We start from the raw sequence: 12,166 nt of genomic DNA on the forward strand, positions 1-12,166 counted from the left end.
AAACTTCGCGGCAACCTGCTACATCGCAGCTATCGTGACATGGTGGAGCAATTGAGTCTGGAGCCTAAGGCGGGAGATCCTGCGTTCCGTGTCCGGATTTTTGTAATACTCGCGGCGGTTCCAGACAGCCCGCCCAGGTAAAGCTTGTTATTGAGGATGCCAGTGCCGCGGTCGACATGACCACGGATTGCGGTGTCACGCCACGCAGCCGAGCGCGGGCCCCGGATGCCTTTACGGTTCAGTTCGACTGCGATGGCGCTAGGCGACATTCCGTCGGCATACGTCCGGAAATTCTCTTGCACGATCTCGGCTTGTAGACGGTCGACTTCGCGGAGGCCCGGGATAAGCTCTCCATCCGCATCGTATTCGAGCTTGATCCGGTACCCACAGGCAAGACATGTCGTGGCCTTGCCTCGGCGGAGGGCGGTCTTCATCCCCTTGCGCGTCCGGTAGCGGAGTTGCTCGACGAGCACCTGACTGAGTGTCACGCGAAGGCTCATCTTGATATCGGTTACCGATGTGCCGCGGTGCACCGTCCATAGTTCCGTAAAGTTGTAGCGGAGGCGCTTGAGGAAGCCATTACCGTGCTCCAGCGTCGCGTGAAACTCGGTCGACTGTCACGCACAGAACGACATCCACTTTGCTGGTCATGATGCGGTTCAGAACGCGCTGAGTGCCTGGTCTGGTCAGATAGTTGGAGCCGCTTATCGCTCTGTCAGAATAGGTATCGAGCAGCTGCCAGCCACGGTCTGTGATGAAGTTTTGACACAGTTCGACTTGGGTCTCGATGGACACATCTGTCTGTCGATCCGCAGAGTAGCGTGCGTAGATAATGGCGGTTTTGGCGTTTTTTTGCGGTCATGGCGGCCCCTGATGATCCTCGGCAGTTAGTGGATGGTACCTACTGCCACAAAGGGGTCCGCGTCGCACGATTCTTCGCGAACGGCATTTTAAGAAGTAATGAGGGGAAAGGAGCCAAAAAACCTGAGACGGCGTTCGCGATGCGCCAGCTGCCTGCCGCATCGCCTGTGACCGCCAAGCGCACCGATTATCTGTCCGTTTCGATCTTGGTCCTGAGATGTACCTTGCGCCTGAAATCCCATTTGCCGTCGACGTATATGTCGATGAGATCGCCAAGCGCTGCATCCGAGGCAGCTCTGTCAAAGCCCTGCACGACCAAGGCTTCGAGTAGGTCCCCTTCGACCTTATTCGTGCGGGCCGGATTGCCTTCTCGCTGGGCCAAAAAGGCATCATCGAGCGCAATGACAAATGGGAAGCGGTCTTCAAACCGATATTCGGCCGGAAAGAAGACATTTGGGAATCCCTTCAGCGACTGTTCCCGGTCCGCATTGCCACTATGAGCGCGAGATTCATCACGCTGGAGGATGACTTATATCTCAGGGCGGAGACGACCCGTATTCTCATGCGTCAGCGCCGTCACATGAGCTGAGCTATGCACAAGCCCAGTTTTCTCTATCCTCTGGGTTCCCGATTGCCCGGGCTGGAACAGAATATCCTGAAGCTGCGCTCGGCCCAGATGATGCTGGTGTTATTCTATGCCGAGCAACTCTAGACGAGGGTGCTGTCGCTGATACGGGTACCGATGGCTTCATGACGCACACAGGCCGTGCAGAACACGTGCCGCAGGGGACGAAGAATCCGGCTGTCAAATGCCTCGATGCACTTGAAGCCGACGGCGCGTTGTCGGCCGATGAAAAGGCGGTAATCCGTCGTCTCATCGACTACCGCAATAGCGCCGGGCGCGAAATCCATGAGCTTGTCGCCGACATCACTTCAGAACGTTCCGTAGCGCCGAACGGGTCTTTCTAAACGAGATCAAGCTACTGCGCCGGAAGATCGCGAAGCAGTGGAAGGCGAGACAGCAGCAGATCGATGACCTAAACAAGCAGATGCAGTCTGCGATTATCGGGAGTGAGGAGACGACTCGCGTCATCCTTGGAACCAATATGATGATGGCCGGCTGACCCGGGGCGAAGAGATTTGCTGCCGCCTGTTCGACCAGGGGCTTTCTCCCACGACGGTCGCCCATCTCATGGGACTGCAATTGACTTCGGTGCGGAACTGGCAACGAAGTTGGGTGAAGTTGGGCGGCAAACAGCGCCCGGCTGTGGATTTTGAAACGCTGCTCGAGCGGAAATATTACCGGCGCTACGACAACTAGCTAAGTGACTGTTTGTAAACGCTTTGACTTCTGCATGAACTACAAGCCAAAGGTTCGAATCCTTTCAAGAGCGAAGACTCCCAAATGGTATTTTCTTGAGCCATATGCGGCTCGTGCGTCACGACCGCTTCGCGCCTTCATTTCGGTCGTCTGCACTGCAAGCATCATCGACCAACAGCGGCCTTCCAAGGCGTACACACAATCAGCATCTCCGCGATGACCGCAGCGGACCATCTGGCACGCTGCGGTCGTTTGCTTATGCGTCTTTGAATACGTCCTCTCTGCCCCGCCGCATCGAGGGCGAGATGGCGACGATGAGGGCCATCATGCCGACTGCTAGGAGGGTGGCAGAAAGCGGCGACTGGACGAAGGTCAGCGGATTTCCGTCCGAGATGATCAGCGACTGACGCAGCTTCTCCTCCAATAACCGACCGAGCACGAAGCCAAGGGCGAGGGGCGCTGGTTCGAAGTCCAGCTTGTAAAGCGCATAGCCGATGAAGCCAAAGAAGGCGGCCATCATGACCTGGGCGGCATCGTTGGCGATCGAATAGAGGCCGATGCAGCAAAAGCAGACGATGGCGGGAAATAGCAGGCGATAGGGAACGCGCAGCAGCTTCACCCAGAGCCCGATCAGCGGCAGATTGATGATGACCAGCATCAGGTTGCCGATCCACATCGAGGCGACCAGTCCCCAGAAGAGTTCCGGATTGCGCTCGATGACCTGAGGGCCTGGCACGATCCCCTGGATCATCATCGCACCGACCATCAGCGCCATGACGGCATTCGGCGGTAACCCAAGGGTCAGGAGCGGAATGAACGAGGTCTGCGCGCCTGCATTATTGGCACTTTCCGGACCAGCGACGGCCGCAGGTGCCCCCTGGCCGAAGTCTTGAGGTCGCTTGGAAAGGCGCTTCTCGACGGCATAGCTTGCAAAGGGTCCAAGGATGGCGCCATTGCCTGGCAATACCCCAAGGATCGAGCCAAGGAACGTACCACGCAGGATCGGCGAGAGGTTCTCGCGAAGTTCGCGCAGCGTCGGCCAGAGGCGACCGATCTGGTTGCGCACGACATCGCGTGTCTCGGGATCGGCGAGGTTCTTGAAGATCTCACCGAAACCGAAAATGCCCATTGCAAGCACCACGAACTCGATGCCGTCATGCAGCATTTCCAGATCAAAGGTCATGCGCTCGCGGCCGGTTTCCATGTCGGCGCCCACACATGACAGAAGGATGCCGACAAGGATCATTGCGATTGCCTTGATCAGTGAGCCACGGGCAAGCACGACTGCGAACACCAGGCCCATGATCATCAGCGAGAAGTATTCGGCCGGGCCGAAAAGCAGACCCATGCGGGTCATCGGCACGCCGAGCGCTGCAATGACGATGGTGGCGACCGTACCGGCAATGAACGAGCCGATCGCGGCAAGACCGAGAGCGAGACCGGCCTGGCCCTTTTGCGCCATCTTGTGGCCGTCGATCGCGGTGACCACTGCGGTTGCCTCGCCGGGAATGTTGACGAGGATCGCGGTGGTTGATCCGCCATATTGAGCGCCGTAATAGATGCCGGCGAGCATAATCAGCGATCCGGTCGGATCGAGTGACAGCGTCACCGGCAAGAGGATCGCGATCGTTGCGACGGGGCCGACCCCGGGCAAGACGCCGACCAAGGTGCCGATTAGGCAGCCGATAAAGCAAAGCGCCACATTGTTGAGTGTAAGTGCCACAGACAGGCCGAGGCCCAGATTGGTGAAGACTTCAAACATCTCAGTATCCTAGCAGCCAGGGCGCAACGGGCACCGAAAGGCCGAGCGCGTAGCGGAATAACCCGATACAGAAGGTCGTCAGTACAACCGCAAAGACGAGCAGTTCCGGAAGGCGGGAATCGCGCGCGGCGAGGCCGGATGCGATAATCGCCAGCGGGCAGGCCACCGCCATCCCGAGGCTCGGAACGGCGATCGGCCCCAAGGGGTAACCGCGGATCGTAACGGCGAACAGGATGACACCGAGAACCACCGGGATCGTCTCGCGGATCGCCCAGTGACCCGTCGAAGGACCTGGATCCTTGAGGCTGAGCACAATCTGGAGACCACCGAGGCCCAGGATCATCAGGGAGAGGATACGGGGCATCAGCCCCGAACCCACGCCATCGCTCGTCATGAAGGGGAGGTCTGCACCGCCCCAGAGGCCCAGTCCGCCAAGGGCTAACAGGACGAGGCCGGCAATCCTCTCCCGCCCCTGCCAGCCGTTTGCGACTGGTGGTTCGTTGTTCGTCGTCAAGTCCTGCATGTTATTCGACCTTGATGTTGGCGGCCTTGACCACCTCACCCCAACGGGCGCGCTCCCTTGTCATGAAGTCGGCAAAGGCCTGAGCACCCATACTGGACGCAACAGCGCCATCGTTCTTCAGCTTGTCGAGAACTTCAGTATCCCCGAGCGTCTCCGCGGTTGCCGTTTCGAGCTTCGCCTTGACCTCTGCCGGCATGCCCTTGGGGCCGACAAGACCATACCAGGCGGATGCTGTGTAGCCGGCCAAACCGGCTTCGATGGCCGTCGGAACGTCGGGGAGTGTTTCGAAGCGCTTGTCGCCGGTAACGGCAAGGGCCTTCAGTGTGCCGCTTTCGATCAGGCCGATGACGGACGGAATGGTGGTCACCATGAAATCGATGTGACCGCCGACGAGGTCGTTAACCGCCGGGCCAGCACCCTTGTAGGGAACATGCTTGACCTTGATCCCGGCCGTCTGACCAAGAAGCAGGGCGCCGAGATGGCTTGCCGAAGCATTTCCCGCCGACCCGTAGACAAGTTCTTTGGACTTTGAAGCCTCTATCAGTTTGCCGAGCGAGTTGACCGGAAGACGCGGACCAACCACCACGACCAGCGAGGCATCGGCGATCATTGCGATCGGATCGAGCGCTTCGGCCGGGTCGGATTTCAGTTTGAAGATGTGCGGATTGACCACCATAGGACCCTGGTTGCCGATCAGCAGCGTGTAGCCATCGGGATCTGCGGAGGCCGCTACCTCCGTCCCAATATTGGCAGCCGCGCCCGGGCGGTTTTCGACGATCACCCGGCCATCAAGCGCCTTTTCGAGGCGTGCGGCAAAGACACGAGCAATTGCGTCGGTACCGCCACCGGCGGCGTAGGATACGATCAAGGTAATCGGCTTGGATGGATAGGCGTCCTGCGCAAGGCCAGAGCCTGCGATGGAAAAGGCAATTGCCGTGCTGCACAGCGACAGCACAAGGCGGCGGGTCATTGTCATGGGCATTTCTGATCTCCTCCCCAGTCAAGTATGGCATTCACTTCGAGGCGACGCGATAGTCAGCAACCATCGGATCGCGTTTGCGGACAAGTGCCGCGCCTTCAAACAGCCGTCGGCTGGTTCTCATCACTGAGACCGTCGGGCTGTTATCTCCCTGAGCCTTCTCGATGCGTACGCGTAGAAGGCCGGTCGGATGTTCCCAAGCCAGCGAAACCGGCAAGGTCATGTTTGGAAAGTGCTCCCCCACGAGGCTCGTTGGGATCGTGGCGGCAAGCCCGAGGCTGACGGCGCCGGTGGTGGCAAGCGCCGTGTGGCAGCTCGCGGGCGTGAAGTACCGGACGGCCAGATCGCCGTGACCCTGGGATGCACCGATCAACAGCGGTTTCGGCAAGACGGACTGGCTGACGTCGCCCAGCCCCATCATGCGACCTGCCTCGCGTCTCACGCTTTCAAGCCGTGTCATGAAAGCGCTGTCGCTATCCAATGAAGCGGCCGGTTCAGACCCGGTAAAGCCGAAGTCGGAAGCGCGAAGGACCACCAGTGGCGTTGCCCCGTCAACAAGCGTTGCATCGACGTCGAGCACCCGGTCGACTGCGTTCCCAGTCGGCAGCAACTTACCCGTCTTGGCGCCGATGGCATTTCGGAAGGCCAAATAGACAGGCGCTGCGGTCCCGGGAACGCCGTCGATCTGCGCTTCGCCCTGATAGACCAACTGGCCCTCGGGAGTGCGCACCCGTGCCTCGATAATCTTGCCGGTATTGACGTTGTGGACCCGGATGAGCGTTTCGCCGACTTCAGCCGCAATCAGCCCGGCCTCGATGGCAAAGGGGCCGACGGCTGAAAGCATGTTGCCGCAATTGGGGGCAGTATCGACGGACTTCTCCAGAACTTTCACCTGAGCGAAGAGATAGTCGACGTCTGCTTCCGGGTGAGACGACGGTCCGACGATCGCCACCTTGCTGCTCAGCGGATTGCCACCGCCGATACCATCGATCTGCAACGGGTGACCCGATCCCATGATCTCCAAGAGCAGGTGATCGCGCTCTACCGGATCCACCGGAAGGTCGCGGGACAGGAAAAACGGTCCTTTCGACGTTCCACCGCGCATCATGACGCAGGGTATCCTGATCAGGTCATCCATTCGGCATTATCCTCCAAGCTGGTCGCTGCCGGCTGCGAGAGGAGAATTCTCACGTCAGAAATCAGTTGTGAAATGCAAAGAATTGCGCGATTGTTGCGAAATGCGGAATAATTTTGAATTTCTCGACCTGAAGGCATTTCTTGCCGTTCTCGATCTGGGCTCGTTCAATGAGGCGGCCAAGCAACTAAATCTGTCACAACCTGCGCTTTCAAGGCGCATCAAAGGATTGGAAGAGGCGGTCGGCACGCAGCTCATCGAAAGAACCACACGACATGTCGCACCAACCCAGGTAGGACGTGAGCTTTTGCCGCTCGTTCGGCGCCTTGTGGATGAATTCGAAGATTCGATCCTGTCGATCAGCGATCTCGGCGGACGACATCGGGCGCAGGTGACGATCGCTTCGGTTCCGACGGCTGCCTTCTATTTTCTTCCCAGGGTTGTGCGTTCCTTTAACGAGAAATTTCCGGGCATTCGATTTAGGATTCTCGATTTGTCGGCAAACGAAGGTCTGGACGCTGTGGCGAACGGTGAGGTGGAGTTCGGCATCAACATCACCGGTGCTGCGCGCGCGGATTTGAATTTTACCCCCTTGATCGAGGATCCCTTCGTGCTTGCTTGCCGCCGTGACCATCCGCTCGCCACGGCCGCTTCGCTCACTTGGGCAGATCTCGCCGGGCATCCGCTGATTGGAGTGAGCAAGACAAGCGGTAACCGCGCCGTGCTCGACCGTGCACTGACAACCGCCCAGGTGCAGCTCAACTGGTTCTACGAGGTCAACCATTTGTCGACCTCACTCGGATTGGTGGAAGCGGGGCTAGGGATTTCCGTGATGCCTAAACTTGCGACGCCCCAGTTGGAGCATCCCGTGATTGCCACGGTGCCGCTGACCGGGCCTCTGGTGAGCCGAACGATCGGCCTCGTCGAGCGGCGCGGCGGGCGATTGTCTCCTGCGGCGATCCGCTTCCGGGAGATGCTAATCCAGGAATGGACGGACTGCTGAATCGCGGTTAAGTGGACAGCGATTAACTGACTTAAGGGCAGTTTCCATCGGATCCTAGGACTCAGTTCGTCAGACCAAAGACCATCGCCTTGAAAGCGAGCTCGTCGACATCGTCTTGTCTATGGCGACGCCATTCTTCCAGATTGGCGTTTTTGACAGTTCACTTTGATCCACAGTGGTTTTGACGGTCTGCTAAAAAAGTTAAGCGGTAGAAGCGTAGGGCCGCTCTTCGATACTCGATTGAGTTCAATTTGACACGTCAAGTTTGAGGCACTGTATCGATTTACTGCATGCATTGAATGGCGCGGACTTGCCAAATTTACCGCCAGACAGGGTATCGTGTGGCGGGCCATCGACTGCCGTTCAGGTCACAGTTCAGGAAGCGGTAGAGCACTGCGCCATTTGCCTTGGTGTCAGTCCAAGAATGGGTGCATTTTGAAAATCCGATAGCTTCTCTAACAATCGCAATGGACGCTAGTTTTGGGGGGTGCCGCGTAATAAATATGCGAAGATTAGACTGTGATAAACCAACGGAGTTTACAACTGCAACCGATGGGGTGCCTTCAGGGACGAGGGCCGATCTATGGGAAAGTGGGTTGAAGTGAGAATACCATGGTGATTCCTAAGACTGCAATTGCCCGCAATATGTCTGCATTGGTGGCAATAGGACTGGCCACGACGGGGTAACCGCAAGCATATTAAACATTCCGCCTGCCGAAGCCGAAGAACGATATTACGGCATGCTGGGCGCGCCAGCCATGACCGGATGACTAAACCAAACTGTCTGCCGCAAACAAGGAGGGGTTCAATGTGCTGTTTACTCAGACTTTGCAAGCCTGAACCACGCCAGGCATTTGGCTCCATTGGGCGTACCAGGCAGTAAAGAGGTTGAATTGGGCTGTTACATAGCCACGCTGGCTCTCGGTCAGCTCGTCGGTTTTGTTAAAATGGAGTGCATATTCCTGCTCTCCCTTCAGCAACATCATGAATTTGAAGTAAAGAACCAGATCAGGGCCTTCGTCGAAAGAAGACAGTACCGAGAGGGCGCTCTCGAGTTCCTGGGCTCTTTGGCGCGCCTCTACATTTCCAGTGGCTGCTTCTTTCGCAAGACGGCACAGATGAAGAACTTCCTTTGGAAGCACATTACCAATGCCAGTGATTGCGCCCGTCGCGCCGCAGTTGACATAGCCATGAACAACGGCGGTATCGACACCGACCATAAGGGTTACATCGTCATCGCGGCTGGTGATGTTCTCTGCCGCATAACGAAGATCGTCGGGACCGCCAAATTCCTTGAAGCCGACGAGGTTTGGGTGCTCGTTGCGCAAAGCAAAGAAAAGGTCCGCTCTCGTTGCGAAACCGTAGTAGGGGCTATTGTATATAACCGCTGGCAGTTCAGGTGCGGCAGACAATATAGCTTTGAAATGTGCCCTCTGGGCCGAAAGGACCGAGCCGCGTGAAAGGACGCGGGGAATGACCATCAGTCCTTGTGCGCCAACGTCCTGTGCGTGTTTTGCGTGTGTGACCGCGCTTGCAGTATTCACCGCGCCGGTGCCAACAATAACAGGTACACCTGCGCCAGTGAGTCTCGCTACCCCTTCCATACGCTGCGCATCGGTGAGAAGAGGCCAATCGCCCATGGAGCCGCAATAGACCACGGCAGACATTCCGGCAGCAATCAGCTCCTTGGCCTTGCGGACGAGCGCATCGTAGTCGGGCTGGCGATCAGCGGCACATGGCGTCATCAAAGCTGGAACGACGCCGGAAAAAATCTCAGCTTTCATGGTCTTGTATCCCTCGGGTCTGGCGGTTGCTGCGGCGCTGCTGCGACCTAGAATACAGCAAGGATCCGTGTTGTCGACAAAAAAAATACAAGCTTACAACGTGATTCGATCGCGGTCGTAATTGCTCAGCCACCGGCCAATCTGCGTGACAATCTGTTCGGCATGCGCCTGTCCGAGGCGATCGCACTCTTCGGTGTCTTTTCGTTCAAGCGCGCAGATGATCTCCTCGTGTTCATCCACGAAACGCTGCGGCAACTGATCCCGAAAGGATTGATAATAAAGGCGAAGCAGACGGCGCCCTTCGTTGAGCAGGCGCTGGAAGAAGGTCAGGTAATAGGCATTGCCCGCGGCCGATGCGATGGACGCATGAAAGTCTGCATTGGTTTCAATCATCGCCAACGCATCTTGCCTTGCCACTGCATCGGCAAAAGCGGCCTGATGGACCCGAATGGTCGCCATGTCCTCAGGACCTGCATTCCTGGCTGCCAGCCGCAAGGTTACGCGATACATGAGTACCAGTGCTTCGAAATAGGCATGCATGTTGAGGAAGTCGATATTGGAGACGATTGTCGATCGGTTGGGCAGCGTCTCTATGAGGCCTTCCCCTTCCAGCCGAACAAGTGCTTCCCGAATTGGGGTGCGGGACATGTTGAACCTGCTCGCCAGCTGCACTTCGTCTATGGGGCTGCCCGGCGTGAGCTTCAGATCAAGAATTTCATTGCGCAGCGCCTCATAGACAATCCGGACTCCTGATCCACGTTTTCGTTCGGCAAGGATAGGGATTTCATCTTCAGACATAGAACAACTCCAAGGCGCACCGCCCTCGATCTGTGGCAGAAGAGAGACTATTGCTTCCAAACCCGCGGCAACTCATCCAAAAGCATGCGCTGTTCAGCGTCAATTGCGTTCGAGGAATATTCGGTGAACTCCGCCAAGTCAGATAATCGAAGCCTATGGATGTGTGTGCTGAGCGGCTAAGCCACTACTCAATATTAGTGTGTGAAAGTGACGTTGGAGAAAATTCTGGCGTGAATTCTCAATCTCGGTTGATTGGTGGCCAAACCACTTTCAGCTATTCGTAGGCCGTCAGTTGCAGAACACGGTTTGGTATCGCGAGTCGATAAGGTCGTCTAACTTCTATTTTTGATGTCGCTAAAATAGGTAAGTGACTGAGAACGAAATTTGTGCTGACAGAAAAATGACGGTTGTTGCTAAATATAAGTACCTATCCGATTTTGCTCTATTCTTGGGCTGAACTTCAATCAGTTCAAAATCTGCTTGTGCGATTGGGAAGTGTGCGTATATTCAGCGCAACCTATTGGGGTTGAGAGGGGTAGAAATGTTCTTTAGGCGCAGCGGGCTCGTGGCTCTTCTGGCGGCATCGGTTGCAATGAACGCAATGATCCAAACGTCAGCATCCGCCATGTCTTTGCAGGAGGCGGTCGCTAAGACGCTTCAAACCAATCCGCAGATTCTTGAGGCTTCCAAGAACCGGGAGGCCGTTGAGTTTGAATTGCGGCAAGCGCGCGGGCTTTATCTCCCCTCCGTTGATCTTGAGGCTGGTTATGGTAAGCGGCGCTTGTCTAATGCTTCCACGGGCACGCTGACGACCAATCATGAAAACTACGTTCCGGCCGACGTCGGTCTCACCATTACCCAGAGGCTCTACGATGGTGGTGCGATCCGTTCGCAGGTGGAGCAGCAGTCCGCCCGTGTGGACAGCGCATCCTTCCGTGTGCTGGAGCGATCTGAAACGCTCGCACTTCAGGCAACGCAGGATTACCTTGAATATATCCTGCAGGCCAAGATTGTTGGCATTGCCAAGCAAAACGTTGATTTCCACAATCGCATCATCGGAGATATCAACGAGGGCATCAAGGGCGGCGCACTCACCGATGTAGACCGTGTGCAGGGCCGGGAGCGACTTGAGGCAGCAAAGGCGCGACTGCGCGAAGCGCAGCAGGAACTGGAAGCCACCAAGATCCGATTCCTCAAGACTGTGGGTGAGCCAATCCGGGATGCAAGTCTCCCGCCGTCCCTGGCAAAGCATGTTCCGCGCACGCTGGACGAGACGATCTCGATTGCCAAGGTTAGCAATCCGGGAATGCACGCCGCTCTTGCGGATATCGATGCTGCCGATGCCGCTGCTCGCGGCGCGCGCGCCAGCTATGCGCCCAAGGTTGACTTAGAGGGCAATGCACGGGTTGGCAGAGACATTAGCGGTAGCCAAGGCAACACCAACGATGTGCAGGTGCGTGTCGTGGCCCGTTGGAACCTCTATAGAGGCGGTATCGATCAGGCGCGTGAGCAGGAGCAGATTCGCCGGGCGAGCGAGCAGCGTTACTCATCGCATCAGACCATGCGGGAGATAGAAGAATCGGTGCGCAGCGCCTGGAACGAACGCTCCAGCCGTAGCGAAATCGCCAAGATCATTGCGGCTCAGTCTGCCCAGAATGCCACGCTTGTGTCTTCCTATGGCGAACAGTTCAAGGTTGGGCAGCGTTCATTGCTGGATGTGCTGGACGCGCAAAACACACGCTTTAACACCAGTATTCTGGCGGAAACTGCGAAGTTCGCGGCACTTTTTGCAGAATACAAAATTCTTGCTGCTTCAGGTTCACTCCTCAAGTCGATGAATCTAAAGCCGGTGCGACAGGTGGAGGCCTACGCCCGCAACGAGTTTTCCGTCAAATCCACAAGCGGCGATCCAGGCTATCGCGAACGGAATTCTCGCCAGAGCGCTGGTCTTCCCATGGATCTCACAGCACCGCTGGAATAGCGGGTAAGCGCAAGGAAAA

The 12,166-nt window shown here is 57.0% G+C and carries 12 protein-coding genes; 3 read left to right on the top strand and 9 right to left on the bottom strand.

The genetic code is table 11. From position 1 onward, the window contains the following. Positions 1-29: 29 nt before the first annotated feature. The 3 genes from ACFSE1_RS18195 to ACFSE1_RS18205 all read right to left on the bottom strand — a co-directional run bounded on the left by ACFSE1_RS18195 (position 30) and on the right by ACFSE1_RS18205 (position 1,243). Positions 30-500 carry a recombinase family protein gene (locus ACFSE1_RS18195; protein ID WP_377404648.1) on the bottom strand — a complete coding sequence of 157 codons (471 nt, stop codon included), beginning with the start codon at positions 498-500 and terminating at the stop codon, positions 30-32. 79 nt (positions 501-579) lie between these two features. Further along, a complete protein-coding gene (locus tag ACFSE1_RS18200) occupies positions 580-795 on the bottom strand; it encodes a recombinase family protein (RefSeq protein ID WP_377404651.1) in 216 nt (71 codons plus the stop codon). Between the two features lie 253 nt (positions 796-1,048). Next, positions 1,049-1,243, bottom strand: a complete 195-nt coding sequence (locus ACFSE1_RS18205) for a hypothetical protein (RefSeq protein ID WP_377404654.1) — start codon at positions 1,241-1,243, stop codon at positions 1,049-1,051. Between the two features lie 368 nt (positions 1,244-1,611). Between ACFSE1_RS18205 and ACFSE1_RS18210 the strand changes: the two genes are divergently transcribed. Then, complete coding sequence (locus tag ACFSE1_RS18210; protein WP_377404657.1) at positions 1,612-1,830, top strand: hypothetical protein; 219 nt, start codon at positions 1,612-1,614, stop codon at positions 1,828-1,830. Between the two features lie 608 nt (positions 1,831-2,438). Here the strand turns inward: ACFSE1_RS18210 and ACFSE1_RS18215 are convergent. From ACFSE1_RS18215 to ACFSE1_RS18230, 4 genes are read right to left on the bottom strand one after another with little or no spacing between them, the layout of a single operon-like run. Continuing rightward, entirely contained in the window at positions 2,439-3,944 is a 1,506-nt protein-coding gene (locus ACFSE1_RS18215) for a tripartite tricarboxylate transporter permease (RefSeq protein ID WP_377404660.1), read from the bottom strand. A 1-nt stretch (position 3,945) separates the two neighbouring features. After that, complete coding sequence (locus ACFSE1_RS18220; protein ID WP_377404663.1) at positions 3,946-4,467, bottom strand: tripartite tricarboxylate transporter TctB family protein; 522 nt, start codon at positions 4,465-4,467, stop codon at positions 3,946-3,948. A 1-nt stretch (position 4,468) separates the two neighbouring features. Further along, on the bottom strand, positions 4,469-5,449 hold the full coding sequence (locus tag ACFSE1_RS18225) for a Bug family tripartite tricarboxylate transporter substrate binding protein (protein ID WP_377404666.1): 981 nt from the start codon (positions 5,447-5,449) through the stop codon (positions 4,469-4,471). 31 nt (positions 5,450-5,480) lie between these two features. Continuing rightward, the gene (locus ACFSE1_RS18230; protein ID WP_377404669.1) at positions 5,481-6,584 is read right to left on the bottom strand and encodes a 4-oxalomesaconate tautomerase; all 1,104 of its coding nucleotides are present in this window, start codon (positions 6,582-6,584) and stop codon (positions 5,481-5,483) included. Positions 6,585-6,684: 100 nt separating this feature from the next. Here ACFSE1_RS18230 and ACFSE1_RS18235 point away from each other — a divergent pair, with 100 nt between their 5' ends. Beyond that, positions 6,685-7,584, top strand: a complete 900-nt coding sequence (locus ACFSE1_RS18235; RefSeq protein ID WP_377404672.1) for a LysR family transcriptional regulator — start codon at positions 6,685-6,687, stop codon at positions 7,582-7,584. A gap of 821 nt (positions 7,585-8,405) precedes the next feature. Here the strand turns inward: ACFSE1_RS18235 and ACFSE1_RS18240 are convergent. After that, positions 8,406-9,368 (bottom strand): dihydrodipicolinate synthase family protein, encoded by a 963-nt coding sequence (locus ACFSE1_RS18240; protein ID WP_377404675.1) that lies wholly within the window; start codon positions 9,366-9,368, stop codon positions 8,406-8,408. A gap of 93 nt (positions 9,369-9,461) precedes the next feature. Continuing rightward, positions 9,462-10,166 carry a GntR family transcriptional regulator gene (locus ACFSE1_RS18245; RefSeq protein WP_377404678.1) on the bottom strand — a complete coding sequence of 235 codons (705 nt, stop codon included), beginning with the start codon at positions 10,164-10,166 and terminating at the stop codon, positions 9,462-9,464. 541 nt (positions 10,167-10,707) lie between these two features. Between ACFSE1_RS18245 and ACFSE1_RS18250 the strand changes: the two genes are divergently transcribed. Beyond that, positions 10,708-12,147, top strand: coding sequence for a TolC family outer membrane protein (locus ACFSE1_RS18250; protein ID WP_377404681.1), 1,440 nt, complete (start codon positions 10,708-10,710; stop codon positions 12,145-12,147). The last annotated feature ends 19 nt before the right edge of the window (positions 12,148-12,166 follow it).

It is taken from the genome of Affinirhizobium helianthi, assembly GCF_042680945.1.
GTDB classification, from domain to species: domain Bacteria; phylum Pseudomonadota; class Alphaproteobacteria; order Rhizobiales; family Rhizobiaceae; genus Neorhizobium; species Neorhizobium helianthi.